Origin of the sequence: Herbaspirillum sp. 1173, assembly GCF_031455335.1 — a bacterium.
Taxonomy (GTDB): Bacteria; Pseudomonadota; Gammaproteobacteria; order Burkholderiales; family Burkholderiaceae_D; genus Herbaspirillum; species Herbaspirillum huttiense.
Genome location: NZ_JAVDSP010000007.1, coordinates 110324 through 136680, shown reverse-complemented (window position 1 = coordinate 136680; position 26357 = coordinate 110324). Strand labels below are relative to the sequence as shown.

Below are 26357 nucleotides of genomic sequence, written 5' to 3'. Positions count from 1 at the left end.
TCCCTTGATCGGGCCCGTCATGGCGCCGACGCCACACTGCGTTCGGCGTAGGCCGCCGTATTGCCTTGTTCCTGTTGCTGGGTGTGCTGCACCAGGTGCGGAATATCCAGGATCAGCGCGACCCGGCCGTCACCCAGGATGGTCGATCCCGACAATCCCTTGACCTTGCCGAACAGCCGGCCCAGCGGTTTGATCACCGCCTGGCACTCGCCCAGCAGACCATCGACCAGCAGCCCGGCGCGCAATTGCCCGTACTGGACGATCACCAGACTCTTGCGCGCACGGGCCTGTTCGCGCGCAGGCAGGTCGAACAGCTCACGCAGCGGGACAAACGGCAAGGGCTCGCCACGGACCGCGACGATATGGCTGCCGTTCTGGCGCGGCGGCATGTCGATGCACTCCACCACCATGTCCAGCGGAATCACGAACACCGCATTGCCGACCACCACCTGGAAGCCCGAGATGATGGCCAGTGTCAGCGGCAGGCGGATGCGGACCACGGTGCCACGCCCGGGTTCGGTATCGATGGCCACCTCGCCCTGCAGGGCATCGATGTTGCGCTTGACCACATCCATGCCGACACCGCGTCCGGAAAGTTCGGTGACCTGCTCGGCGGTGGAAAAGCCGGGCTCGAAGACGAAGCGGTAGATCTCGGCATCGCTGAGTTCGGCCTCCGGCGTCGTCAGTCCTTGTGCGATCGCCTTTTCCAGAATGCGGGTGCGATCCATGCCCCGGCCATCGTCCATCACCTCCACCAGCACGCTGCCGGATTCATGCATGGCATTGAGCCGCAGCGAGGCCTTGGCCGGCTTGCCTGCGGCAATGCGCTCGGCGGCAGGCTCGATGCCGTGGTCGATGGCATTGCGCACGATGTGCATCAGCGGATCGGCCAGGCGCTCCACCATCGATTTGTCCAGCTCGGTCTCGGAGCCGGTCATGGTGAGATCGATATCCTTGTCGAGATCGCGGGCGATGTCGCGCACGATGCGCGGGAAGCGCTGGAACACCTCATTGATCTGCACCATCCGCAACGTGAGCGCGGCATCGCGGATCTGTTCCATCAGGCTGTCGATGGCCTGGGTGGCCTCCTCGAACTGGCTGTCCTTGCGGCGTCGGGCAATCAGGCGCGCACTGGCACCGGCGATGACCAGCTCGCCCACCAGGTCGATCAGCTGGTCCAGCTTGGAGACCTCGATCTTGATGAACTTCTGTTCCTGCGCACGCCGCTCGTCCAGCGGGCGCGGCCGCGCACCGGCGCCGGGCGCGGCCGCCGGCACTGCGGGGGCGGCGGCGTCAGCGAGCGTGGCTGCGCCTAGGCAGCGCCATTGGGCTTCGTTGAACAAGTCCAGGCTGCGCCATTGAGCGGCCAGGCGCGCCGCATCGTCGGGGGCGAGCCGCTGCAGCACCGTCGCATACGCCGCCAGAGGACTCTGCGGCGGCAGGATATCGATGCGGCTGTCATCGCGTACGAATTCGAACACGTCTTCCAGCGTCTGCCGGGTGGAGTCGGAGGCCAGGCAGATTTCCACGCCCAGGTAGCAGCTCTCGGCATCCATGGCCGCCGCTTCGGGAATGTCTGCCTCCACCGGCAGGATGGCGACGATGCGGCCCAGCGAACGCAGGTAGTGCAGGAAGGACAGGGGATCGAGTCCATCACGCAGGACATTCTCATTGAACTGCAGCGACAGGTGCCAGTAGGGATAATCGGCCGTCGCCTGCAGGGCCTCGTCCCGGTGGGCATCGCCGCCGTGGGCCGCGTCCGCGGAGGCACTGCCGGTGAGCCGCTGCAGCAGCCGTGCCGGCTCGCTGGCCGCCTCGCCCGGTGCGCTGGCTGACTGCGCGACCTCGGCTAGTGCAGCCAGCAGCGTGGCTCGGCGTTCGGCATTGGGTTCCTCGGCTTCCTGGTTGCGCTCGATGGCATCGACCAGGTCACTGACGTAATCGCCACACTGCAGCAGCAACGACATCATGGGCGCGTTCAGGGGCAGGCGTTCTTCACGGACCAGATCCAGCACATGCTCCACCTGGTGCGTGAACTGCACGATGCTGTCGAAGGCGAAGAGGCCGGCCGAACCCTTGATGGTATGGGCGGCGCGGAAGATGGCGTTGATGCTGTCTCGGCTCGGTCCTTCCATCTCGATCTGCAGCAAGGCCGCTTCCATGGCCACGAGCAGTTCGCGGGCTTCCTGGACGACGGCATCGCGGGCGGAGTCCTTTTTCATGCGGCCTCCACGGCAGGGCTGAAGCGCTCATGCAATTGCAGCAGGTCCAGCGTGGCCAGCACGGCCGGACTGTAGACACCGATCTCCAGCTGCCGTCCACCGGCGGCCAGCTCGCGCCGCAACAGCAGCAGCAGCTGGATGCCGGCCGTATCCAGCTCATCCACGCCGGACAGGTCGAGCACCACCTGCGTCTGCGGCAGCGTCAGGGCGTGCAGCAGCTCCGGCTTGCGCTCGGCCGCCTGGAAAATGGTCAGTCCGCCGCTCACGGTGAGCAGCAGCCTGTCCTCTTGCACGGAATACGTCAGCGGCATCGTCGGGTTCTCGGCATTCTCTTCAAGGGTCCGTGGTATGGCTCACGGCTGTACCAGCTTGGCTACGGCATCGAGCAGCACCGGCGGCAGGAAGGGCTTGTGCACCCAGGCGCGGATGCCGGCGGCCTTGCCTTCCTGCTTGCGCGCTTCGCTGCTTTCGGTAGTCAGCATGATGACGGGGGTGAATTTGTAAGCAGGCATCTGCTTCATCTCGCGCACGAAGGACAGGCCATCCAGATTGGGCATGTTGAGGTCGGAAATGACCAGATTGAACTTGCGGCCATCCAGTTTCTTCAGCGCTTCCAGGCCGTCAGCCGCTTCTTCGACCTGATAGCCGGCGCTCTTCAAGGCCGCCGTGATGGTCTGCCGCAGGCTGAAGGAATCGTCGACGATCAATATGCATTTTTCCATCTCGGTGCCTCGTGATCTCAGAAAAAATCCACCTGCGACGGTGGCGCGGGATGGCCCTGCTGGCCGGCATGCATCTGGCGTTGTTCCTGGGTGGTATAGGTCTTTTCAAGATCAGTCAGCCACTGCTGCGGCGAGGGCAGCGCCCGCGCCTCGGCGGCCGCGTTGCGCAGGCGCAGGATGTCCTGCTGCACGTGATCTAGGATCTGGCTGATGCGGTCCTGGAATTGCAGGTGGACCAGGATGTCGCACACTTCGCGGTCGACTTCGCGGCCTTCGTCTTCCAGCGTTTCCATGGTCGTGGTGAGCTTCATGGCGGAGTGGCGGAAGTCGGCGATGATCTGGTCGATCACGGCGCGCGAGTTTTCGGCGATGCCTTCGGTATCAGCCGCATCCCCGGTGGCACCGATGGCCGCCATGATCTGCTGGCGCGCGCTCTTGGCGCGGGCAGCGATCTGGCGGCTGTTCTCGGCCGAGCGCTCGGCCAGTTCCTGCCAGCTCTGCTCGTCGCTGAGCAGATCTGTCACGCCGGTCTGGCCGGCCAGTTGCTCGTTCTGCTGGGCCAGGCGGCGAATCTCGTCATTGGCCGCCATCAGGCTGTCGAACTTGGTCACCAGCACCTGGCGCGAGGCCAGCATGCCTTCCAGCGCCGAGGCAATCGCACCCAATTGTTCAGCAGCGTGCTGCACGGTCTGCAGGATCTCGCCGTTGGCGCTATGTCGGGCGGGGTCCAGTGCGCCGCCCAGGCGCTCGTGGATGCCGACGAAGCGGGCCGTCAAGCCGTCGATGGCCGATTGCGTCTGGGCCCGCGCCAGTTGCACATTGCCCTGCCACACCGGCAGCACTTCTCGGACCAGTTCGGCCAGTGGCGCGGTGCTCGCAACTGCGCCAGCCGGCTCGGCTGCCATCACCGGCTCTCTCTGCAGCCCGCCAGCAAGCGCTGCCGCAGGTGGCAAGGATGGCTGCGGCGCGGCCATGGCGGGCACCGCCGGGGCGGGCAGGCAAGTCAGGTAGAAGGCCCCGCCGATCAGCAGGCCGACCAGTGCCCCCAGCCACCAGTGCTGGGCCAGCATCATGAACAGCAGCAGATTCACCAGGCACAGCATCGGCAAGATATTGCGAAGCGATTTCACAGCCACGTTTTCCTGTTGGTTGTTGTCAGCTCGGGGCAAAGCGCACGGTCATGATCGCGATGCACACAGCCCGCCATTGACGGTGTTTACGGCAACTACGGGCGCTTCTTTGGCAAAACCGCCCGGTGCGCAGGCGAAGTTGGCGGCGACAAAGGCGATTCAGCACCCCTGCACCCACTGCCGCCCGGCACTAATGCAGCTTGCAGCGGGTCTATCCTGCGCGCACTGACCCTCAGCCTATTGTGCTGGCTGCCCGGGTCTCGCCTTGCGTGGAATAAAGGCCAAATTCCGGTTGAGTTGTCTGCACCAACGGACAATCATCGGAAAGTTGCCAAGAATTAACAAAAAGCCAGGTCGGCCATTCAGGCCGGCCGCAATGAAATCAACTACAATGCCGCACCCGGCGTGCCGGGGGAAAGACACCATGGAACTGGAAAGCTATCGCTATATCGCAATCGACGGCCCGATCGGGGCTGGCAAGACTTCGCTGGCCACGCGCCTGTCGGCGCTCTGGGGCGCACAGTCGGTGCTGGAGCAGCCGGAAGGCAATCCCTTCCTGGCCGAGTTTTACCGGGATGCTGCACGGCATGCCTTCCAGACCCAGGTTTTTTTCCTCCTGCAGCGCATGGGGCAGTTGCAGGCACCGCTGGATCCGGCGCAACTGGAGGGACGCTTCATTGCCGACTTCATGCTGGAAAAGAACATCCTGTTCGCCCAGTTGACCCTGGCCGGCGATGAACTGGCGCTTTATGACGCCTTGTATCGCCAGTTGCAGCCCAAGGCGCGGGTGCCGGACCTGGTGATCCACCTGCAGGCACCGGCCGATGTTCTGCAGACCCGCATCGCCGCGCGCGGGATCGCCATGGAGGAAGCCATCTCCCTGGATTACCTGCAACGGCTGTCGGAGTGCTACAGTCAATTTTTCTATCATTACCAAGACGCGCCGGTACTGACCGTCAACACCGAGCATCTGGATCCGGCCCACAGCGATGCCGATCTGGCCATCCTGCTGCAGCACATCCAGGAGATGCACGGGCCGCGCGCCTTTCTCAATCACGGAGGTTGAATCTTTCATGGCAGGCTATCTTCAGGAATCGGGCGCGGCACGCGCCAAGCCGGTGACCACCCACACCCTGCAGGCGATGCGCGCCAAGGGCGACAAGATCAGCATGCTGACCTGTTATGACGCCAGCTTCGCCACGCTCATGGAGCGCGCCGGGCTGGAAACGGTGCTGATCGGCGACTCCCTGGGCATGGTCTGCCAGGGCCATGATTCAACCCTGCCGGTGACGATCCAGGATGTGGCCTATCACACGGCGGCCGTCGCGCGCGGCACCCGCACCATGCTGATCATCGCCGACCTGCCCTTCGGCACCTACCCGACCCGCGAGGAAGCCTTCCGCAACGCCGCGCTGCTGATGCAGGCGGGCGCGCAGATGGTCAAGCTGGAAGGCGGCGTGTGGCTGGCCGATACCATCAAGTTCCTCACCGAGCGCGGCATCCCGGTGTGCGCGCACATTGGCCTGACGCCGCAGTCAGTGCACCAGCTGGGCGGCTTCAAGGTGCAGGGCAAGACCAGCGATGGCGCCACGCAGCTGCATGCGGATGCGCTGGCGGTACAGCAGGCGGGCGCTTCGCTGGTGGTCATCGAAGCGGTGCCGGCCACGCTGGGCAAGGAAGTGACCGACCGCCTGGCCATCCCCACCATCGGCATCGGTGCCGGTCCCGATTGCTCGGGCCAGGTGCTGGTGATGCATGACATGCTGGGCGTGTTCCCGGGCCACAAGAGCCGCTTCGTGCGCAACTTCATGGACGGGGCCAGCGGCATCGAGGAGGCGGTGCGCCACTATGTGGCGGCCGTGAAGGATGGCAGCTTCCCGGCACAGGAGCATTGCTTCTGAGGCCTTGATTCAGGCTGTGGACAAGAAAAAGGCCAGCGAGATCGCTGGCCTTTTGCTTTGCTGCCGATGGTGCAGATGCTACTGATTACTCGAAGAATTCTTTGACCTTGTCCTTCCAGGTCTTGGTCTGCGGGCTGTGCTTGGCGCCGCCTTCGGTGGTGAGCTGCTCGAACTCGCGCAGCAGTTCCTTCTGGCGATCGGTCAGCTTGACCGGGGTCTCCACTACCACGTGGCAGAACAGATCACCCGCGTAACCGGAACGCACACCCTTGATGCCCTTGCCGCGCAGGCGGAAGGTCTTGCCGCTCTGGGTGCCTTCGGGAATGGAGAAGGACGCCTTGCCGTTGAGCGTGGGAGCTTCGATCTCGCCACCCAGTGCCGCCTTGGCGAAGGAGATCGGCATCTCGCAATGCAGGTCGTCACCATCGCGCTGGAACACGTCGTGCGGCTTGATGTGAATTTCCACATACAGGTCGCCCGGGGGACCGCCATTGACGCCCGGCTCACCGTTGCCGGAGGAACGGATGCGCATGCCGTCGTCAATGCCTTCGGGGATCTTCACTTCCAGCGTCTTGTTGCGCTTGATGCGTCCGGCACCGGCGCAGGTGGTGCAGGGTTCCGGAATGATCTTGCCGCTGCCGTGGCACTTGGGGCAGGTCTGCTGGATGCTGAAGAAGCCCTGTTGCATGCGCACCTGGCCATGACCGCCGCAGGTGGTGCAAGTGACCGGCGAGGTGCCGGGCTTGGCGCCGCTGCCGTGGCAGGTATCGCACTGGTCCCAGGACGGCACACGGATGGTGGTGTCGAAGCCGTGCGCAGCCTGTTCCAGCGTGATTTCCAGGTTGTAGCGCAGGTCGGCGCCGCGATAGACCTGCGGGCCGGAGCTGCGGCCGCGGCCACCGCCGCCGCCAAAGATATCGCCGAAGATGTCGCCGAAGGCATCGGCAAAGCCACCCGCGCCGGCACCGCCGCCGCCACCCATGTTGGGGTCGACGCCGGCATGGCCGTAGCGGTCGTAGGCCTCGCGCTTCTGCGGGTCCGACAGCATCTCGTAGGCTTCCTTGACCTCCTTGAACTTGTCTTCCGCGCCCTTGCTGTCCGGGTTGCGGTCAGGATGGTACTTCATCGCCAGCTTGCGATAAGCCTTCTTGATTTCGTCGTCGCTGGCGTTCTTCGCCAGTCCGAGCACTTCGTAAAAATCGCGTTTTGCCATGTTGTATAACCCACCTTGTTATTGTGTTCCGTCGCTGCTGCGATGGCCTGCATCTGCGGCCGCGCAAGCACGACCGGAAACCAACAATGTGAAAAAGCCGAGTTCAGCTTTTGACTGCGGACTCGGCGTACCGGCCTGGCCGAAAAAACAACCCGGCCGGGTGGATGCTTCTCAAAAATCCGCCCGGGCTGCGGAAAAACCGCACCCGGGCGCGAGCGCTGACCTCCGATGAAACGAGGCGTCAGTCCCGGATTACTTCACTTCCTTGAAGTCGGCGTCGACCACGTTGTCGTCCTTCGGGGCTGCACCGGCGGCACCGGCCTGAGCACCTGCGGCGCCCGCAGCACCACCGGCGGCAGCGGCTTGCGCCTGCTGGTCGGCGTACATCTTCTCGCCCAGCTTCTGCGCCGCGGTCGACAGGGCTTCGGTCTTGGCATCGATGGTGGCCTTGTCGTCACCCTTCAGGGCTTCTTCCAGGTTCTTGATGGCGGCTTCGATGACTTCCTTCTCGCCGGCTTCCAGCTTGTCGCCGTATTCGCCCAGGGCCTTCTTGGTCGAGTGCACCAGCGCATCACCCTGGTTGCGGGTCTCGGCCAGTTCCTTCAGGCGCTTGTCTTCCTCGGCGTTGGCTTCGGCGTCGCGCACCATCTTTTCGATCTCTTCTTCATTCAGGCCGGAGTTGGCCTTGATGGTGATCTTGTTTTCCTTGCCGGTGGCCTTGTCCTTGGCGCCCACGTGCAGGATGCCGTTGGCGTCGATGTCGAAGGTCACTTCGATCTGCGGGGTGCCGCGCGGTGCCGGCGGGATGCCTTCCAGGTTGAATTCGCCCAGGGCCTTGTTGCCCACGGCCATTTCACGCTCGCCCTGGTAGACCTTGATGGTCACGGCCGGCTGGTTGTCGTCGGCAGTGGAGAACACCTGGCTGAACTTGGTCGGAATGGTGGTGTTCTTCTTGATCATCTTGGTCATGACGCCGCCCATGGTTTCGATACCCAGCGACAGCGGGGTCACGTCCAGCAGCAGCACGTCCTTGCGGTCGCCCGAGAGGACCGAACCCTGGATCGCGGCGCCGACGGCCACGGCTTCGTCGGGGTTCACGTCACGGCGCGGATCCTTGCCGAAGAATTCCTTCACCTTCTCGATGACCTTGGGCATGCGGGTCATGCCGCCGACCAGGATCACGTCGTCGATGTCAGACACCTTCACACCGGCATCCTTGATGGCGGTACGGCAGGGTTCGATGGTCTTGGCGATCAGTTCCTCCACCAGGGACTCCAGCTTGGCGCGGGTGATCTTCAGGTTCAGGTGGACCGGTGCGCCATTGGCCATGGCGATGTAAGGCTCGTTGATCTCGGTCTGTTGCGAGGACGACAGCTCGATCTTGGCGCGTTCGGCCGAGGCCTTGATGCGCTGCAGGGCGATGGCGTCCTTGGACAGGTCCAGGCCGTTGATCTTCTTGAATTCCTCGATGATGTAGTCGATCAGGCGCTGGTCGAAGTCTTCGCCGCCCAGGAAGGTGTCACCGTTGGTGGACAGCACTTCGAACTGCTTTTCGCCATCGACGTCAGCGATTTCGATGATGGACACGTCGAAAGTACCGCCGCCCAGGTCATACACGGCGATCTTGCGGTCACCCTTTTCCGCCTTGTCCAGGCCGAACGCCAGTGCCGCTGCGGTCGGCTCGTTGATGATGCGCTTGACGTCCAGACCGGCGATGCGGCCGGCGTCCTTGGTAGCCTGGCGCTGGGCGTCGTTGAAGTAGGCCGGCACCGTGATGACGGCTTCGGTGACTTCTTCGCCCAGGTAGTCTTCGGCGGTCTTCTTCATCTTGCGCAGGACTTCAGCGGAAATCTGCGGCGGGGCCAGCTTCTTGTCGCGCACGCCGATCCAGGCGTCGCCGTTGTCGGCGGCCACGATCTGGTAGGGCATCAGGTTGATGTCCTTCTGCACTTCCTTCTCGGTGAACTTGCGGCCGATCAGGCGCTTGGCGGCGTAGATGGTGTTCTTCGGGTTGGTGACGGCCTGGCGCTTGGCGGGAGCGCCGACCAGGATTTCGCCGTCTTCCTGATACGCAATGATGGAAGGCGTGGTACGCGCGCCTTCGGAGTTCTCGATCACCTTGGGCTGGTTGCCTTCCATGACGGAAACGCAAGAGTTGGTGGTGCCCAGGTCAATACCAATGATTTTTCCCATGATTTTTCCTTCGTTCTTTCAGCCCTGGATGTCGGGCTACAGGTGTTTTGAATGGTTTGAATATGTGGAGGAAAGACGGACTTTCAAGCGCCGGAACCACCGGATGAAGCAAAAATGATGCCGTTTGCCTCTTTCCCCTTCCGGCGCCGGTCCGCTTACTTTCCCTGGGCCACCGTCACCAGCGCCGGACGCAGCAGACGGTCGGAAATCATATAGCCTTTTTGCAGCACGGCAACCACCGTGTTGGCTTCCTGCTCGGCCGGCACGGCCGAGACGGCCTGGTGCTTCATGGGGTCGAGCTTCTCGCCGGCCTGCGGGCTGACTTCCTGCAGCTTGTTCTTCTCGAAGGCCGAGGAGAGTTGCTTCAAGGTCATGTCCACGCCTTCCTTGAGCGATTCCAGCGAGGCGTTTTCGATCTTCAGGGCCATTTCCAGGCTGTCCTTGACCGCCAGGAGCGACTCGGCGAAGCCCTCGATGGCGAACTTGTGGGCTTTGGCGATGTCTTCCTGAGCACGGCGGCGGATGTTCTCGCCTTCGGCACGGGCACGCAGGAAGGCGTCCTGCATCTCGGCAGCCTTGGCTTCGGCTGCGGCCAGCTTGTCTTCCAGTGTGGGCTCGGCAGCGGCGGCCGGAGCAGCCTGCTCGGCGGCAGTGGCAGCAGCGGCGTCAGCAGCCTGGTTGTCTTGCTGGATGGATGGGTTTTCCTGTTTTTCCATGTCTTGCATTCCTGAATTACCTCCAACAAATCAATGATTTACGTGCGTGCGGCAGCCTGATGTGAAGCGCCGTCCGCCAAGGGATGCGGCACAAGTAGGGCATGTCCCTGCTTTTTCAAGGGCTTTTTGGCATTTTCCGGCGACTTTTTGCCTATTATGCGATTTCAAGAAGAAAAATGTTACGCGCGCTTACAGAAATTACGGGGTCTGACTTCAAGTTAATTCGAGCCCGACCTAAACTGAATTCGAGTTCCCGCCCTTTGGGGCAGGCTCGTTTGACGGCATTCCCACTTCCCCTCATCGCTTGTCGCGCCAACAAGGTGTCATCATGAAACTGCCACTGATTGCGGCCATTATCTTCGTTGCCCTGTACAGCCTGCTGGCTACCGCCTGGATCAGCTATACGCATCTGGTGAGCGAATACACGCTCTGAGCGCCGCTACCCCCCGGTTTTTTTCTTGTATGAACGATCTGGACGCTTCAGACCAGGCAAGATCATTGCCGGACAGACAATATCAGCGACAGTAAAGACGTTCAGCCTGCCATTTTAGCAGGCTGAAGGCTGCAGACCGCCCCGGGCCGGCGGTCGATATGAAGCTTTCTGAAAAATCAGCGATCCGCGCCGAGTGCCTTTGCCCGCTCTGCGGCAATCGCCTGCTGGCGCGCCATCTCTTCGCGGGCCGCGGCATTGCTCATGGTCGGCCAGCCGGCCAGGTGCTGCTCGACGATCTCCACCATGCCGTTGATCCAGGCCGGTGATTCATTCAGGCAGGGGATGAAGTGAAACTCCTTGCCGCCTGCGTGCAGGAAGTCTTCCTTCACTTCCATGGCGATTTCTTCCAGGGTTTCCAGGCAGTCGCTGGTGAAACCGGGACACATCACGTCGATGCGGCGCACGCCCTGCCGGCCCAGTTCCTGGGCGGTGGGCGCGGTGTAAGGCTGCAGCCATTCGGCCTTGCCGAAGCGCGACTGGAAGGTGACCTGGTACTGCTCATCGGTCAGCCCCAGCGATTGCGCCAGCAGACGTGCGGTCTTGTAGCACTCGCAATGGTAAGGATCGCCCAGCATCAGCGTGCGCTTGGGCACGCCGTGGAAGCTCATCAGCAGCTTGTCCGGCCGGCCGTGCAGGTCCCAGTGATCCAGCACCGACTGGCGCAGCGCCTGGATGTAGGCATCCTGGTCGTGATAGTTGCGGATCAGGCGCAGCTCGGGAATGTTGCGCACCTGGCGGTAATGGTCGAAGACGGCATCGAAGATGGAAGCAGTGGTCGTGCCCGAATACTGCGGATAGGCCGGCAGCACCAGGATGCGCGTGCAGCCCTGTTGCTTCAGCTGGTCCAGCACTTCGGGCAGCGAAGGCGTGCCATAGCGCATGGCATACACCACCTGCAACTGATGATGGCCGCGTCCGGCCAGTTGCACCGCCAGCGCAGCGGCCTGGCGCTGTGTATGCACGCGCAGCGGCGAGCCTTCCTCGGTCCAGATGCTGGCGTATTTCTCGGCCGACTTGGAGGAGCGGAAAGGCAGGATGATGCCGTTGAGAATGAACCACCACACCGCACGCGGGATTTCCACTACACGCGGGTCCGACAGGAATTGCTTGAGGTAGCGTCGAAGCGCGCCTGCATTGGGCGCATCGGGCGTGCCGAGATTGACCAGCACCACGGCGGTGGAGGCCGGGCTGCCGTGGGTGTAGGGAGGTTCTTTGCGGAAGGGCATGGTCGTTGAGCTTGGGTTTCTTGATGTTCTTGGTGTGAGGGCGATCAGGAAGCCAGCAGCTCGCGCGCGTGCTTGCGCGTGGTGGCCGTGATTTCCAGTCCGCCCAGCATGCGGGCGATTTCTTCCACGCGCGCCTTGGGGTCCAGCCCGTCGATGTCGGAGAGGGTCTTGCCGCCCTCGCTGCGCTTCTTGACCTGGTAGTGCTGGTTGGCCTGGCTGGCCACCTGCGGCAAGTGCGTCACGCACAGCACTTGCCGTTCCTGGCCGAGACGCTTCAAGAGCCGTCCGACCACTTCGGCGACGGCACCGCCGATGCCGCTGTCGACTTCATCGAAGATCAGGGTCGGTACCGTGGTGGCGGCCGAGGCGATCACCGAGATGGCCAGCGAGATGCGCGCCAGTTCACCGCCCGAGGCCACCTTGGCCAGCGCGCGCGGCGCCACGCCGGCGTGGCCGGCCACCAGAAATTCCACCTGTTCCAGCCCGTATGCGGCCGGCTCCACTTCATTGAGCGCGATCTCGAAGCGCCCACCGGCCATCGACAGATCCTGCATGGCGGCCGTGACCGCCTCGCCCAATGCGGCCGCTGCCTTGGCGCGCGCCTTGGAGAGTTTCTGCGCCTGCGCCAGATAGGCTTGCTTGAGCTTGTCTTCCTGCGCGCGCAGAGCATCGAGGTCGCTGGCATCGGCCAGTTGCTTCAATTCTTCGGAGAGCTTGCGATGCTCCTCGGGCAGCTCATCGGGCTGCACATGGAATTTGCGGGCGGTCGAATGGATGGCTTCCAGGCGCTCTTCCACTTCCTGCAGGCGCGCGGGATCGAGTTCAACGCGGCCGAGATAATCATTCAAGGCATAGACCGCTTCCTGCAGCTGGATCTGCGCCGGTTCCAGCGCGTCGAGCACCGGCTTCAAGGCAGTATCGACATCGACCAGCTTGGTCAGCTTCTGCGTGATCGAGGAGAGTTGCGAGAGGATCGGCGACTCCGATTCCGAGATCACGCCCAGCGCCTCCTGCGCGCCACCGATGAGCGCCGCGGCATGCGACAGGCGGCTGTGCTCGGTGCTGATGTCAGCCCATTCGCCGGGCTTGACGGCCAGCTTGTGCAGCTCGGCCACCTGCCACTCCAGGCGCTCGCGCTCCAGCAGCACATTGCGCGCATCCTGCTCGAACTGCTCACGCTGGCGGGCCAGGGCGCGCCAGGTCTTGTAGGCGGCAGCCACTTCACGGGCAGGCTCCAGCAGGCCGGCCTGGCTGTCCAGCAATTGGCGCTGGGCATCGGCCTTCATGAGCGACTGGTGCGCGTGCTGGCCGTGGATGTCCACCAGCATCTCGCCGACTTCGCGCAATTGCGCGGCGGTGGCGGCGCTGCCGTTGATGTAGGCCTTGCTGCGGCCGGCATTGTCGATCACCCGGCGCAGCAGCACGCCGTCGTGCTCGCCGCTGAATTCGTGTTCGTCCAGCCAGGCCATCACTTCCGGCGTGGCGGTGAAATCGGCGCTCACATCCGCCTTGGCCGCGCCCTCGCGCACCACGCTGGGATCGCCCCGTCCGCCCATGGCCAGCGCCAGGGCATCGATGAGGATGGATTTGCCGGCGCCGGTTTCGCCGGTGAAGACGGAGAATCCGCGCGCGAATTCGAGCTCGATGGCATCGACAATCACGAAGTCGCGAATCGTTAAGGTACGCAGCATGGTGGTCTCGCAGCGGGTTGGACGGACAGGCCAGTAGGCTCAAGCGAGCCGGCACGCGATGGCCGGGCTTGATGCGCGCTTATTGTAATCGGCCTTCTATGGAGGGGTATTCATTCCAGTGCAGCTTCTCGCGCAGGGTATCGAAATAACTCCAGCCCTCGGGATGCAGGAAAGTGATCTTGTGCGCCGAACGGCGGATCACGATGCGGTCGCCATGCAGCACGCTGGTCAAGGATTGCATGTCGAAGTTGGCGCTGACCTCGCGCCCGGCCACCACCTGGATCACGATCTCGCAGGAATCCGACAGCGTGATGGGACGGTTCGACAGCGAATGCGGAGAAATCGGCACCATCACGATCCCGTGCAGGCTGGGATGCAGGATAGGGCCGCCGGCCGACAAGGCATAGGCAGTGGAACCGGTGGGCGTGGCCACGATGAGGCCATCGGAACGCTGGTTGTACATGAAGCGGCCATCGACCTCCACCCGCAGCTCGACCATGCCGGAAGTGGAGCCACGCGCCACCACCACATCGTTCAAGGCCAGCGCGCGGAAGATCTCGCTGCCCTCGCGGTAGACCCGCGCTTCCAGCAGCGAACGCGACTCGGCTTCGACCTTGCCTTCCAGCATGTCGGCCAGAGCCGGTATCATGCGGTCCTGGGCGATATCGGTGATGAAGCCCAGGCGGCCCTGGTTGATGCCGATCAGCGGCACGTTGTAGGGTGCCAGCTGGCGCGCGATGCCGAGCATGGTGCCGTCGCCGCCGACCACGATGGCCACGTCGGCGTGATGCCCGATCTGCTCGGGCGTCATGCTGTCATAGCCTTGCAGGGCGATGTTCTCGGCGGTCTCGGACTCGAAGACCACGGTGTGGCCATGCGACTCCAGGAACACCGCGATGTCCGACAAGATCTGCGCGATGCCGACGGCCTGGAACTTGCCGACGATGGCGACGGTTTTGGGTACGGCTGCCTGAACGGGTAATTTGATGGGCCACATGCTGCGGATTAGACCATAATTTGAGATGACATTGTAATGAAACCAAGCGCTTCCTCCCTGCCCTCCTCGCCCGCTCCCTCCCCCATCGAGGCGGTCCTGTTCGATCTCGACGATACCCTGTGGGCCATCGAACCGGTGCTGGTGCGCGCCGAAGGCCTGCTCTACGACTGGCTGCGCGAGCATGCGCCCGCGGTGGTGGCGGCCCATACGATTGCCAGCCTGCGCGAACGCCGCATGGCCCTGATGAAGACCGACCCGATGTATCGCATCGACCTCTGGAAGCTGCGCCACACGGCGCTCTCCGAGGTCTTCCGCGAGCATGACGTGGACCTGGCGCTGGTCGACCCGGCCATGGCCCTGTTCTCCGAAGCCCGCAGCACGGTGGCGCTGTTCGATGACGTCGAACCGGCGCTGCTGCGCATGAAGGGCCAGCTCACGCTGGGTTCGGTCTCCAACGGCTTTGCCGACCTGGAGCGCATCGGCCTGGCCGGGCACTTCGGGGTCTCGATTGCGGCGCATCGCTTCGGCCGCGCCAAACCGGATCCGGCCATCTTCCATGCCGCCTGCGAGGCCCTGCAGGTCGCCCCGGCGGCGACGGTCTATGTGGGGGACGATCCGCTGCTGGACGTACAAGGTGCGCAGCGGGCCGGTTTGCGGGCAGTATGGATGAACCGTTTCGACCGCACCCTGCCCGAGGGCATCACGCCCGACGCCATCTGCCGCGACCTGCATGAGCTGCACGACTGGCTGCAGGCGCAAGCCTGAACCTTTGTTCAATTTTTGGAAGAACTGACGCGGCCGTCACATTTACCGGATATGCCGCTAGAATATGCCCCATGCAACTCGATAACCGCGCCCGCACACTCCTGAAGGCCCTGGTCGAACGGTACATCGCCGACGGCCAGCCAGTGGGCTCGCGCGCCCTGTCGAAACTGTCGGGCCTGGAACTGTCGCCGGCGACCATCCGCAACATCATGGCCGATCTCGAAGAGATGGGCTTCGTCGCCAGCCCGCACACCTCGGCCGGCCGCGTGCCCACGCCGCGCGGCTATCGCATGTTCGTCGACACGCTGCTCACCGTCGAGGCCATCGACGAGAGCGCCCTCGAAGGCCGCCTGCAGGCACGCCTGCAGCACAGCGGTTCGCCGCAGAAGATCATCACCAATGCGGCCCAGGTGCTGTCCTCGCTGTCGCAGTTCGCCGGCGTGGTGATGACGCCCAAGCGCGAATCGATGTTCCAGCAGATCGAGTTCCTGCGGCTGTCGGAAAAGCGCATCCTGCTGGTCATCGTCGACCAGGGCGGCGACGTGCAGAACCGCATGCTCCTGACCGACGTCGACTACACCCCGAGCCAGCTGACCCAGGCCGCCAACTACATCAACCAGCATTACGCCGGCCAGTCCTTCGACCAGGTGCGCATCCACCTGCAAGGCGAACTGCGCCAGCTGCGCGACGACATGACCGCGCTCATGCAGGCCGCCGTCGAAGCCGGCAGCGACGCCATGAACGAAGAGGCCGACAACAACGTGGTCATCTCCGGCGAACGCAACCTGCTGTCGGTGACCGACCTCTCCTCCAACATGAATTCGCTGCGCCGCCTGTTCGACATGTTCGAGCAGAAGACCGGGCTCTTGCAGCTGCTGGATGTGTCCAGCAAGGCCACGGGCGTACAGATCTTCATCGGCGGAGAATCCCAGCTGGTGCCGATGGACGACATGAGCATCGTCACCGCCCCCTACGAGGTCAACGGCCGCATCGTCGGCACCCTGGGTGTGATCGGACCGACCCGCATGGCCTACGAACGCGTCATTCCCATCGTCGACATCACGGCCAAGCTGCTTTCCAGCGCCTTGAGCCAGCACTGATCCCGGCCAGCACAACCGTCGCGCCAGGACGCAAAAAAGCCATGTGAGACCTCACATGGCTTTTTTACATTTTTCTTCATGCAGCCTTGCCGGAATCAAGCCAGGCAAGCGAAAGCAAACTTACTTCTTCACTTTCTTGCAGTTTTTGCAATGACCGTAGAGGGCCAGGGCATGGTCGGCGATCTCGAAACCGTGCTCCTGGGCAATCTTGAGCTGGCGCTTCTCGATTTCGGCGTCGAAGAATTCCTCGACCTTGCCGCAATCCAGGCAGACCAGGTGGTCGTGGTGCGAGCCTTCGTTGAGTTCGAAGACGGCCTTGCCGGTCTCGAAGTGATTGCGCTGGAGCAGGCCGGCCTGTTCGAACTGGGTCAGCACGCGGTAGACGGTGGCCAGACCGACATCGAGGTTGTCAGAGAGCAATTGTTTGTAGACGTCTTCGGCGCTGAGATGGCGCACGGAGGTGTTCTGGAAGATTTCGAGGATCTTCAGGCGCGGCAGGGTCGCCTTCAGGCCGCTGGCCTTCAGTTCGGATGGATTGTTCGGCATGGTAGAGTGGGTTCCCGGGTTTTACTGGTCTCGAACAGGCGCGGCGGTCCACTGGGAAGACCTGGCGGACCGTTCCGGCGGGGCGGTGGGGAACGCCCTTTTACACCCGGAACGCACTCATGCCTATTTAAGAAGTAAGTTCTAGCTTATCATATAGCGCTTTAGGCTCATGGCTCAACCCGGTTGAAATCTTTATGCGCATGCTTTCCCGAATGAAGTCCCGTCATCACACCACCGCCATCGGCGTCCTGGCTGCACTGGCCGTCTCGCTGGCCGGCTGCTCCTCGACCAAGGCACCGGAACAGGCAGCACCCACCGATACTTCGGGCGTGAAGGTGACCGGCAAGAGCAACAGCCTGTTCGGCTTCTTCAAGCCCTACCGCATCGACATCCAGCAAGGCAACTTCGTCTCCAAGGAAATGGTGGCGCAACTGCGCCCCGGCCTGACCCGCGACCAGGTGCGCTTCGTGCTGGGCACGCCGCTGCTGACCGACATGTTCCACAGCAACCGCTGGGACTACGATTTCCGTCTGGCCAAGGGCAACGGCGAGATCATGACCAGCCGTGTCTCGGTGTTCTTCAAGGATGACCTGCTGGATCACGTCGAAGGCGGCCAGAACCTGCCCACCGAAAGCGAATACCTGACCCTGATCACCGACGCCAAGGTCGGTGCCAAGGCCGGCTTCAGCGACAAACCCAAGGACGACAGCGAGATCAAGCCCGCCTCGCCGGTGGCGCCTTCCTCGGCCACCAACAAGTAAGCCTGGCAAGCCCCGTCCTTCGCACTTCTTTCTTCCGAGTTTTACATGACTGCACTGAATATCGCGGTAACCGGCGCCTCCGGGCGCATGGGCCGCATGCTGATCGAAGCCATCCTCAACGCCGAGGGCCTGCACCTCTCCGGCGCCCTGGATACGCCCGCCTCGCCTGCCATCGGCACCGATGCCGGCCTGTTCCTGGGCAAGACCACCGGCGTGATCATCGAATCCGAGCTGGCACGCGGCCTGGCCGGTGCTGACGTGCTGATCGATTTCACCCGTCCGGAAGGCACGCTCAAGCACCTGGAATACTGCGCCGCCCACGGCGTGAAGGTCGTCATCGGCACCACCGGTTTCGAGGCCGAAGGCAAAGCCGCCATCGCCGAATTCGCCAAGCGCACCGCCGTCATGGCCGCGCCCAACATGAGCGTGGGCGTCAACGTCACGTTGAAGCTGCTGGAACTGGCCGCCAAGAATTTCTCGCACGGCTACGACATCGAGATCATCGAAGCCCACCACCGCCACAAGGTCGACGCTCCCTCGGGCACTGCGCTGAAGATGGGCGAAGTCATCGCCGATGCGCTGGGCAAGAAGCTCGACGACGTCGCCGTCTACGCCCGCGAAGGCGTTACCGGTGAGCGCGATCCGTCCTCCATCGGTTTTGCCACCGTGCGCGGCGGCGACATCATCGGTGACCACACGGTCCTGTTTGCCGGCATCGGCGAGCGCATCGAGATTTCGCACAAGTCCTCCAGCCGCGTCTCGTACGCCATGGGCAGCCTGCGCGCCGCACGCTTCCTGGCCGACAAGGACACCGGCCTGTATGACATGCAGGATGTGCTGGGCTTCAAGTAAGCCGAGCCCGCCACCACAGGAAATGCCCGACGCTGCCGCGCCCCACCAGGTCCGGCAGCGAATTTTTTTGGGGTCCGCCGCTCCAAGCGACTCACCCTCAGCCAACCGTCATTGACTCCCTGCCGCGTGCGCGCGGCGTCTTTCCCGAAAGCACCTACCATGGAACAGAACGTTGGATTTGCCCACTACTGGGCCCAAGGCGATGCCGTTTCGCACTCGGTGGCCTATCTGCTGTTGCTGATGTCGATCGCCAGCTGGTTCTACATCCTCTCCAAGGCCTGGGCCGCCTGGCGCATCCGCCGTGGCAGCAATGCCCTCGAACAATTCTGGCAGGCCCCGACGCTGGCCGACGCCACCGCCGCCATGCAGCGCCTGGACAGCGAACAGATCTACACCCCCATGGCCGAGCGTGCCGCCGAAGCGGCCGACATCGGCACCCGCCAGCAGGGCACACCCTCGCTCAACGCCGCGACCGATCCGGGCGAACTGATCACGCGCACCCTGCGCCGTGAGATCAACCGCGTCTCGGCGCGGCTGGAACGCGGCCTGACGCTGCTGGCCTCGGTCGGCTCGACCGCGCCCTTCGTGGGCCTGTTCGGTACCGTCTGGGGCATCTACCACGCGCTGGTGGCGGTCTCAGCCAGCGGCACGGTGCAGATCGACAAGGTCGCCGGTCCCGTGGGCGAGGCGCTGATCATGACCGCGCTGGGCCTGCTGGTGGCGATCCCGGCCGTGCTGGCCTACAACGCCTTCACCCGCATCAACCGCGTGGTGCTGGCCGAACTGGATGGCTTCGCACATGACCTGCATGCCTACCTGACCACCGGCGAGCGCGTCGGCGGCATGCGCAAATAATTTTTTCGACACCCGATCCGAGAGGAGTCCCACATGAGTTTCGGCGGATTCAACGACAACCAGAACTCGGCCCCGATGGCCGACATCAACGTCACCCCCATGGTGGACGTGATGCTGGTCCTGCTGGTGATCTTCATCATCACCGCACCCATGTTCACCCACGCCCTGAAGCTGGACCTGCCCACCGCGCAGTCCAACCCGGCTCCGGAAAAACCGGAGACCATCACCCTGGGCATCGATGCGGCCGGCAAGCTGTACTGGAACGACCAGCCGGTGAGCGAAGCGGACATGGATGCGCGTCTGGCGGCTGCTGCGGCCAAGAAACCGCAGCCCGAGCTGCAACTGCGCGCCGACAAGTCGACCCGTTATGAAATGATCGCCGAAGTGATGTCGGCCGCGCAGGGTGCGGGGCTGACCAAGCTGGGCTTCGTCACCGACCCCAAGGGCGGCGGCAAGAGCAACAGACAAGCAAACTGAAAGAGAGCAGGCATGGCCACCGTACAACTGGCGGGCGACCGCATCACCGACTGGGACAGTTTCCATACCGAGAGCGCAGCCGCCTTCGGCTTCCCGGATTTCTATGGCCGCAACATGAATGCCTGGGTCGATTGCCTGTCCTACCTGCGCGATGACGCCGGCATGTGCAAGTTCAGGCTCAAGCCCAAGGAAGTGCTGACCATCGAGATCAGCCACAGCGCCGAGCTGCACCAGCGCCTGCCTGACCTGGTCGATGATGTGGAATTCTGCTGCACGGCCATCAATGACCGCTGCGAGGATTATGGCGAGCCGCCGGTCATTGCGCTGGTGTGGAAGTGATATTGCCGTTTTCCATTCATCTCCCCCATCGCTGCGGCGGCCCTGATTGATCTCTCAAAGAGATCAGTCAAACAACCACTCGATCGATCAATCGATCAACTCATCCCCATCGTAAAACGGATACGGCCCATCGAATTGACCGATGAAGGCCGTATGGCTGACCAGGCTCTCTGCAGCCGCATCCCACCAGTGCAACTGGAATCCCGACGGCTCCATCACGAAGCAGGAAGGCGCTTGCGGATCCAGGTCCAGCTGCACCTGATGTGACACGCCCGGACAGGTCGTCGCCAGCGTCCCGCCAAAGCGGCGCTGGATGGAGCGATGCAGGTGGCCGCACAGGATGCGTTCAACCTGCGGATGCTTGCGCACCACCGCCTCCAACGCCTGCGGATCGGCCAGCCCCATGTCATCCATGTGCCCGATGCCGGTGGTGAAGGGCGGATGATGCATGGCGATCACGGTCGGCCGTTCCGGCTGCTGGGCCAGCACCTCATCCAGCCACAACAGGCTCGAGGCGGCCAGTGCGCCGCCGCTGGCGCGCGGAATCACGGTATCGAGCGCGATGATGCGCACCGGATGATCCTCGATCACATACTCGATGCGCTCGCCGCCCTGCTGCAGATAGGTGTGTTCCGGGAAGGCCGCGCGCAGCGCATTGCGCTCGTCATGGTTGCCCGGCAACAGGTAATACGGCATGGTCAGCGGTGCCAGCAGGTCACGCAGGCAGGCATATTCGGAGGGCTTGCCGAAGTCCACCAGGTCGCCGGTGATGACCAGCACGTCCGGCTTCTGCTTCAAGGCATTGACTTGCCGCACGCAGCGGCGCAGTGCTTCGGCGGTATCCACCACGCGATAGGATTTCTTGCCATCGGTCTTGATGTGCAGGTCGGAAATCTGTCCCAGGATCATGCGGTCTCCTTCTCGGCACGCGGTGCCAGTTTTACCAGTGCTTCGGCCGGCACGCGGATGGCGATCTGCTGGCCGGCTTCCCACCAGCCACGGCGGCTGGTCTCGGCAATGACCGGGCGTTCGGTGCCAATTTCGATTTCAAAACGGGTACGGTCGCCGAGGAAGAAAGTGTTGAGCAGCTTGCCGCGCACGCACTGCGCATCGGCTTCGGTGACATCCACCACCTCGACATCTTCGGGACGGAATAGCGCACAGGCCTGCTGCCCCTGCTGGGCCGCATCGAGCTTGTCGAGCAGCGGCAGGCTCCCTGTGGGCAACAGCAATCTATCTCCAGAAACGATACCTTGCACGCGATTCATCGCCCCGATGAAATCGGCCACGAAGTCATTGGCGGGATGATAGTAGATCTCGCGCGGGGTGCCGATCTGCGAAATCTTGCCGCGTTCCATGACCACGATGCGGTCGCCCAGCGCCATGGCCTCGCCCTGGTCGTGGGTGACATAGATGGCGGTGATGCCGAGGCTGCGCAGCAGCTTGTTGAGGTCACTGCGCACAGCTTCGCGCAGCTTGGCATCGAGTGCCGTCAGCGGTTCGTCCAGCAGCAGCACGCGCGGCTCCATCGCCAGTGCGCGCGCCAGGGCCACACGCTGCTTCTGGCCGCCCGAAAGCTGGTCCACGCGGCGATGCGAGAGGCCTTGCAGATGCACCATCTCCAGCAGGCGCTCGACGCGCTCGGCGCGTTCGCCGGCGGGGATCTTGCGGATCTTCATGCCATAAGCGATGTTCTCGCCCACGCTCATGTTGGGGAACAGCGCATAGTTCTGGAACACCATGCCCACGCCACGCTTTTCAATCGGCAGTGCGGTCACATCTTCGTCGCCGAAGAACACGCGCCCGCCTTCATCGGGAAACTCCAGCCCGGCGATCATGCGCAGCGTGGTGGTCTTGCCGCAGCCCGAGGGACCGAGCAGGACCAGGGTTTCACCGGGATGGATATCGAGGTCCAGCGGCTGCAGCGCACGCGTGCCATTGGCGAAGGACTTGGCGCATTGCTGCAGGCGGATGGAAACGGCTTCTTGCTTGGGCTTCATAGACTGACTTTCTTGCGTGTTGCCTGGGTCGCCCACTGCATGCCGATCAGGAGCGGAATGATCATGAAAAAGAAGATCAGCGTATAGGCCGATCCCACCTCCAGCCGCATCGATGCATAGGCATCGGCCAGGCCCACCGGCAGGGTCTGGGTCAGCGGCGTGTGCAGCATCCAGGTGATGTTGAATTCGCCGATGGAAAGCGTGACCACCATCAGCGCCCCGGCCAGGATGCCCGAGGCGGCATTGGGAATGACGATGCCGAAGAAGCGGCGCATCCGCCCCGCCCCCAGGCTGGCAGCGGCCTCTTCCAACTGAGCCAGCTGCGAGGACTGCATCACCGCCAGCACCGGGCGCACCATGAAGGGCAGCGTGAAGATCACGTGGCCGACCAGGATGAACAGGATGCTGGCGCGGAACCCGCGCAACTGGCCATAAGCCATGATCAGCGCCAGTGCGGTGGCCAGGCCCGGCACGGCCACCGGCATCATGAGCAACTCTTCGATCACGCGCGCCAGGCGGCTGTGGCCGCCGCGATAGCGCGCCAGCATGTAGGCCAGCGGCACGCCGGCCACCAGCGTCACCGCCAGGCAGGCCAGCGCGATGATGAGCGAGCGCCAGATGGTGGGCTGGTACATCTCCCACACCTGGGCCACCCAGCGCAGCGTCAGTCCGCTGGACAAGCCGACGAAGAAATTCTCGGTCACGCCGGCCAGCATCGACAGCACCACCGGCACCACCAGGAAGGCGCACACCAGCAGCGTGAATCCCAGCTGCACATAAAAACGGAAACGATTTTGCATGGCCCTTCCTTATGCCGCAGCGGCCACGCCGCTGCCGGTGAGCGAACGCGCCAGTGCCAGCACCGCCCAGGTGATCAGGCCCAGCACGATGGACAGCGAGGCGGCCGTGGCGAAGTTGGCGTAGCCGGTAAATTCGTTGTAGATGGTCATGGGCAGCACATCGATATTGGCCGCCAGCGTGAAGGCGGTCCCGAAGGCACCGACGCTGGTGGCAAAGCAGATCGCCCCCGATGAAATGAGCGCCGGCAGCAGTGCGGGCAGCACCACGTGCAGCAGCACCTGCCACGGCTTGGCACCGAGCGAGCGTGCCGCTTCTTCCAGCGAGGGATCGAGTTTTTCAGCGGCAGCCACGACAGTGAGGATCACGCGCGGAATCGAGAAATACAGGTAACCCAAGAACAGCCCCGCCAGCGAATACGCGAACACCAGCGATTCGCCAAAGAGCCAGTTGGTGAAGGTACCGATGAGCCCCTGGCGTCCGGCCAGCATGATGACCATGAAGCCGACCACCACGCCGGGAAACGCCAGCGGGAAGGTCAGCATGGCCAGCAACACCGACTGGCCAGGAAAACGATTGCGTTGCAGGAACAAGCCGACGAACACCGAGATCGCCAGCGTGGCGACCGTGACCACTGCCGACAGCGCCAGCGTGGACATCAGGCTGGTGAAGTAATGGCGGTTGGTCAGCACCGACAGATAGGCCATCGCGCCATCCGGTCCCGAGGCCCCCACGCCGACCAGCCGCACCATGGGCAGCAGCCAGAAGGCGCAGAACAGGGTCAGGCCGGGGACAGCGAACCACAGCCAGACACCGTTGCCGGCTGCGCGCGGACGCGCCGCCGGCGGCTGGCCGGCCAGCGGGGCCGGCGCGCCGGACGCCGGGGAAATCATGCTCTTCATGCTTGCTCCTGCGGTCTGCATTCAGCGTACTTCGGCCAGGTAGCGCTCGCCGAACTTGCGCTGGGCTTCGGCCATCTTGCCGTAGTCCACCGCCTTGGCACGGGCGTATTCCGAGGCCGGCAGGAAGCGCGCTTCGGCTTCCTTCGACATCGCCGCCGCACGCACCGGGCGCAGGTAGGCATTGGCCCAGATCGCCTGGCCCTGGTCGGACAGCAGGAAGTCCAGCACCTTCTTCGCTTCAGCCTGGTGCGGTCCGTTCTTCACCAGCGAGACCACGTAGGGCACGGTGACGGTGCCTTCCGCGGGAATCACGAACGCCACGTTGGCGTGATCCTTGTACTTGGCGCGGTAGGCGTCGAAGTCATAGCCCAGCAGGATGGGAATTTCACCCGAGATCAGGCGTGCATAGGAAGTCTGCTTGGGCACGATGGGCTGGTTCTTCTGCAGGTTCTTGAAGAAGGTGATGGCCGGCGAGAAATCGTCCAGCGTGCCGCCCATGGCCTGGTTGATCGCCACCGCGCCGACATAGCCGACGAAGGCCGAGGCCGGGTCGAGATAGCCGATCAGGCCCTTGTACTCGGGCTTCTGCAGGTCGGCCCAGGACTTGGGTACAGGCTTGCCCTTCAAGGCATCGACGTTGACCATGATGCCCATGGTGCCGGAGTGGATGGTGACCCAGTAACCGTCAGGATCCTTCAGTCCGTTGGGGATATCGTTCCAGTGGGCCGGCTTGTAGGCGGCCACCAGGTCCTTGTTCTTCGCTTCGATGCCGAAGGACACGCCCAGGTAGGTGAAATCAGCCACCGGGCTGGCCTTCTCGGCCGTCAGCTGGGCCAGGGCCTGGCCGCTGTTCTTGTTGTCGGGCGGCACGGTGATGCCGGTCTTGTCCTTGATGGCCTTGATCTGCGCAGCCCAGTCCGCCCACTCGGGCGGACAGTTGTAGCAGATCGCGGTCTGGGCCGAAGCGGCCAGGGAAGCCGACAGCAACAGCGCGCCGGCAGCAGTTTGAATAACACGTTTCAGGAACATGTCAGATCCTTTCCTAAGGGTTGAACAACGAGGGCACAACAAATTCTTGACGACATCAGCATCAGCATCAGCAAGAGGCCGGTGCAGGCGGTGCTACCGAGCCCCCTTCGCGCAGCGTATGCGGAAGGATATGGCGCACTCCGGCGATGACCGGCACCGGCGCCTCCTCGACCGCCGCAGCGGCGGCAGCCGCCGGCAGCGCACGCTCGATGGCATCGACCAGCGTACGCAGGGCGACGTCGCCGATCTGCTCGGAGGGCTGCACCACGCTGGCCAGCACCGGCTGCATGAGCGCTCCGACGGGGATACCGTCGAAGCCCATCACCGAGATGTCCTCCGGCACCTGCAAGCCCAGCGCGCGCAGATCGCGCATGGCGCTCAGGGCCAGCAGGTCGTTGGAACAGAACAGCGCCGTCGGGCGATGCAAGGGGTCGGCCATCATCTGCTGGTAATCGGTGGCGGCGGTGAGCGTGTGGCGCTCGACCTCGATGGCCGGCAGCGGCGCCAGTCCGGCGGCCTGCATGGCATCGAGATAACCGCAGTAGCGCTGCATGGCGCGGTCGGATGCATTGAAGCGGCCCGACAGCATCTGGATGCGGCGATGCCCCAGCCCGATCAGGTGGCTGACGGCATCGCAGGCGGCAGCGCGGTTGTCCACCGAGACCGAAGCACGATGCGTGGCAGCCTCGGCATCCGCATCGGCTGCGGCATCGGCTGCGGCATCGGCCAGCTGGTTGTAGGCCAGCACGAAGGGAATGCGCTCTCGCTCCAGCAGGTCCAGCGTGGCATTGGCACCGGCATCGGCCACCGTCAGGATCACGCCATCGACGCGATGGCCCAGCAGCAACTCCACCGCCGCCGACTCATCTTCGGGCAGGTATTCGGTGGTGGTGAACATGACCGAGTAGTCCAGCGCGCGCGCGGCCAGCTCGATGCCTTGCAGGCACTGGGCGAACACCGTGTTGGACAGGGTCGGCACCACCACCCCGACCGTGCGCGAATTGCCGGCGCGCAAGTTGCGGCCGGTGAAATTGGGACGGAACCCCAGTTCGGCGATGCTGCGGTGGATCTTCTCGGCGGTTTCCGCACTGACCGAACCCGGCTTGTTGAGCAGGCGGGACACGGTGGCAATGGAGACGCCAGCCAGATGGGCAACTTGTTTGATGGACGGACGCACGGGGTTTCCGGGGCAAATGAAAACGATTTCATGATGCCGCCCGATTGTTACGCCCTCATGACCATCAAACCGTGTGGAATGTGAACGAAAACCTCACAAATGCTGGCTCACAGCGACTTTCCATCTCCCGTCAAACGAAGCAGCCAAATTCAAGCCAACCTCAATAAAAAATTGCTTTTTCACAATTTTTCGAGAATTAACAAGAAGTATTTCGAGAACACGCCACACCGCCGTTGCCGATGGTTTCATACG

At 63.4% G+C, this 26357-nt stretch carries 26 protein-coding genes; 9 read left to right on the top strand and 17 right to left on the bottom strand.

Annotated features, from left to right (window positions below; genetic code table 11):
* Positions 1 to 17 precede the first annotated feature (17 nt).
* From J2X56_RS20865 to J2X56_RS20850, 4 genes are read right to left on the bottom strand one after another with little or no spacing between them, the layout of a single operon-like run.
* Positions 18 to 2222 carry a chemotaxis protein CheA gene (locus tag J2X56_RS20865; protein ID WP_134135498.1) on the bottom strand — a complete coding sequence of 735 codons (2205 nt, stop codon included), beginning with the start codon at positions 2220 to 2222 and terminating at the stop codon, positions 18 to 20.
* A complete protein-coding gene (locus J2X56_RS20860; protein ID WP_039785201.1) occupies positions 2219 to 2533 on the bottom strand; it encodes an STAS domain-containing protein in 315 nt (104 codons plus the stop codon). The genes J2X56_RS20865 and J2X56_RS20860 overlap by 4 nt, the downstream gene beginning before the upstream one ends.
* A 42-nt stretch (positions 2534 to 2575) precedes the next feature.
* The gene (locus tag J2X56_RS20855) at positions 2576 to 2944 is read right to left on the bottom strand and encodes a response regulator (protein ID WP_039785198.1); all 369 of its coding nucleotides are present in this window, start codon (positions 2942 to 2944) and stop codon (positions 2576 to 2578) included.
* A 17-nt stretch (positions 2945 to 2961) separates the two neighbouring features.
* A complete protein-coding gene (locus J2X56_RS20850) occupies positions 2962 to 4074 on the bottom strand; it encodes a chemotaxis protein (protein ID WP_134135500.1) in 1113 nt (370 codons plus the stop codon).
* 424 nt (positions 4075 to 4498) lie between these two features.
* Between J2X56_RS20850 and J2X56_RS20845 the strand changes: the two genes are divergently transcribed.
* Both J2X56_RS20845 and panB read left to right on the top strand, forming a co-directional pair.
* Positions 4499 to 5140 (top strand): deoxynucleoside kinase, encoded by a 642-nt coding sequence (locus J2X56_RS20845; protein WP_209568067.1) that lies wholly within the window; start codon positions 4499 to 4501, stop codon positions 5138 to 5140.
* Between the two features lie 7 nt (positions 5141 to 5147).
* Positions 5148 to 5975: a 3-methyl-2-oxobutanoate hydroxymethyltransferase gene (gene panB / locus J2X56_RS20840; protein WP_134135504.1), complete on the top strand. Its 828-nt coding sequence runs from the start codon at positions 5148 to 5150 to the stop codon at positions 5973 to 5975.
* An 85-nt stretch (positions 5976 to 6060) separates the two neighbouring features.
* Here the strand turns inward: panB and dnaJ are convergent, their stop codons facing one another.
* From dnaJ to J2X56_RS20810, 6 genes are all read right to left on the bottom strand, one after another.
* Positions 6061 to 7188, bottom strand: a complete 1128-nt coding sequence (dnaJ, locus tag J2X56_RS20835) for a molecular chaperone DnaJ (RefSeq protein ID WP_121042964.1) — start codon at positions 7186 to 7188, stop codon at positions 6061 to 6063.
* 252 nt (positions 7189 to 7440) lie between these two features.
* Positions 7441 to 9381 (bottom strand): molecular chaperone DnaK, encoded by a 1941-nt coding sequence (gene dnaK / locus J2X56_RS20830; RefSeq protein WP_121042962.1) that lies wholly within the window; start codon positions 9379 to 9381, stop codon positions 7441 to 7443.
* 155 nt (positions 9382 to 9536) lie between these two features.
* Positions 9537 to 10106: a nucleotide exchange factor GrpE gene (grpE, locus tag J2X56_RS20825; protein ID WP_310162270.1), complete on the bottom strand. Its 570-nt coding sequence runs from the start codon at positions 10104 to 10106 to the stop codon at positions 9537 to 9539.
* Positions 10107 to 10706: 600 nt separating this feature from the next.
* Positions 10707 to 11816, bottom strand: coding sequence for a ferrochelatase (gene hemH, locus J2X56_RS20820; protein WP_034341062.1), 1110 nt, complete (start codon positions 11814 to 11816; stop codon positions 10707 to 10709).
* A gap of 44 nt (positions 11817 to 11860) precedes the next feature.
* A complete protein-coding gene (gene recN / locus J2X56_RS20815) occupies positions 11861 to 13507 on the bottom strand; it encodes a DNA repair protein RecN (protein WP_204726073.1) in 1647 nt (548 codons plus the stop codon).
* Between the two features lie 79 nt (positions 13508 to 13586).
* Entirely contained in the window at positions 13587 to 14504 is a 918-nt protein-coding gene (locus J2X56_RS20810; protein ID WP_039785185.1) for an NAD kinase, read from the bottom strand.
* A 36-nt stretch (positions 14505 to 14540) separates the two neighbouring features.
* Between J2X56_RS20810 and J2X56_RS20805 the strand changes: the two genes are divergently transcribed.
* Both J2X56_RS20805 and hrcA read left to right on the top strand, forming a co-directional pair.
* The gene (locus J2X56_RS20805) at positions 14541 to 15269 is read left to right on the top strand and encodes an HAD family hydrolase (protein WP_310162261.1); all 729 of its coding nucleotides are present in this window, start codon (positions 14541 to 14543) and stop codon (positions 15267 to 15269) included.
* A 71-nt stretch (positions 15270 to 15340) separates the two neighbouring features.
* A complete protein-coding gene (gene hrcA / locus J2X56_RS20800) occupies positions 15341 to 16369 on the top strand; it encodes a heat-inducible transcriptional repressor HrcA (protein ID WP_034341051.1) in 1029 nt (342 codons plus the stop codon).
* A 120-nt stretch (positions 16370 to 16489) separates the two neighbouring features.
* Here hrcA and fur read toward each other — a convergent pair whose 3' ends face one another.
* Positions 16490 to 16915 carry a ferric iron uptake transcriptional regulator gene (fur, locus tag J2X56_RS20795; protein WP_034341048.1) on the bottom strand — a complete coding sequence of 142 codons (426 nt, stop codon included), beginning with the start codon at positions 16913 to 16915 and terminating at the stop codon, positions 16490 to 16492.
* 212 nt (positions 16916 to 17127) lie between these two features.
* Here fur and J2X56_RS20790 point away from each other — a divergent pair, with 212 nt between their 5' ends.
* The 5 genes from J2X56_RS20790 to J2X56_RS20770 all read left to right on the top strand — a co-directional run bounded on the left by J2X56_RS20790 (position 17128) and on the right by J2X56_RS20770 (position 20199).
* Positions 17128 to 17676, top strand: a complete 549-nt coding sequence (locus J2X56_RS20790) for an outer membrane protein assembly factor BamE (protein WP_134135512.1) — start codon at positions 17128 to 17130, stop codon at positions 17674 to 17676.
* 45 nt (positions 17677 to 17721) lie between these two features.
* The gene (gene dapB, locus J2X56_RS20785) at positions 17722 to 18528 is read left to right on the top strand and encodes a 4-hydroxy-tetrahydrodipicolinate reductase (RefSeq protein ID WP_039786793.1); all 807 of its coding nucleotides are present in this window, start codon (positions 17722 to 17724) and stop codon (positions 18526 to 18528) included.
* A gap of 159 nt (positions 18529 to 18687) precedes the next feature.
* Positions 18688 to 19383, top strand: a complete 696-nt coding sequence (locus J2X56_RS20780) for a MotA/TolQ/ExbB proton channel family protein (protein WP_034341031.1) — start codon at positions 18688 to 18690, stop codon at positions 19381 to 19383.
* A 33-nt stretch (positions 19384 to 19416) separates the two neighbouring features.
* Positions 19417 to 19860 (top strand): biopolymer transporter ExbD, encoded by a 444-nt coding sequence (locus J2X56_RS20775; protein WP_134135514.1) that lies wholly within the window; start codon positions 19417 to 19419, stop codon positions 19858 to 19860.
* A 12-nt stretch (positions 19861 to 19872) separates the two neighbouring features.
* The gene (locus J2X56_RS20770; protein WP_310162246.1) at positions 19873 to 20199 is read left to right on the top strand and encodes a barstar family protein; all 327 of its coding nucleotides are present in this window, start codon (positions 19873 to 19875) and stop codon (positions 20197 to 20199) included.
* Between the two features lie 87 nt (positions 20200 to 20286).
* Here J2X56_RS20770 and J2X56_RS20765 read toward each other — a convergent pair whose 3' ends face one another.
* The 6 genes from J2X56_RS20765 to J2X56_RS20740 form a co-directional block, all read right to left on the bottom strand.
* Positions 20287 to 21108, bottom strand: coding sequence for a phosphodiesterase (locus J2X56_RS20765; RefSeq protein WP_134135516.1), 822 nt, complete (start codon positions 21106 to 21108; stop codon positions 20287 to 20289).
* Positions 21105 to 22199, bottom strand: coding sequence for an ABC transporter ATP-binding protein (locus tag J2X56_RS20760; protein WP_034341014.1), 1095 nt, complete (start codon positions 22197 to 22199; stop codon positions 21105 to 21107). The genes J2X56_RS20765 and J2X56_RS20760 overlap by 4 nt, the downstream gene beginning before the upstream one ends.
* Positions 22196 to 22999, bottom strand: a complete 804-nt coding sequence (locus tag J2X56_RS20755; protein WP_121042949.1) for an ABC transporter permease — start codon at positions 22997 to 22999, stop codon at positions 22196 to 22198. The genes J2X56_RS20760 and J2X56_RS20755 overlap by 4 nt, the downstream gene beginning before the upstream one ends.
* Positions 23000 to 23008: 9 nt before the next feature.
* On the bottom strand, positions 23009 to 23899 hold the full coding sequence (locus J2X56_RS20750) for an ABC transporter permease (protein ID WP_204726076.1): 891 nt from the start codon (positions 23897 to 23899) through the stop codon (positions 23009 to 23011).
* Between the two features lie 21 nt (positions 23900 to 23920).
* Complete coding sequence (locus J2X56_RS20745; protein ID WP_310162239.1) at positions 23921 to 24928, bottom strand: ABC transporter substrate-binding protein; 1008 nt, start codon at positions 24926 to 24928, stop codon at positions 23921 to 23923.
* A 67-nt stretch (positions 24929 to 24995) separates the two neighbouring features.
* Complete coding sequence (locus J2X56_RS20740; protein ID WP_134135518.1) at positions 24996 to 26105, bottom strand: LacI family DNA-binding transcriptional regulator; 1110 nt, start codon at positions 26103 to 26105, stop codon at positions 24996 to 24998.
* Positions 26106 to 26357 lie beyond the last annotated feature (252 nt).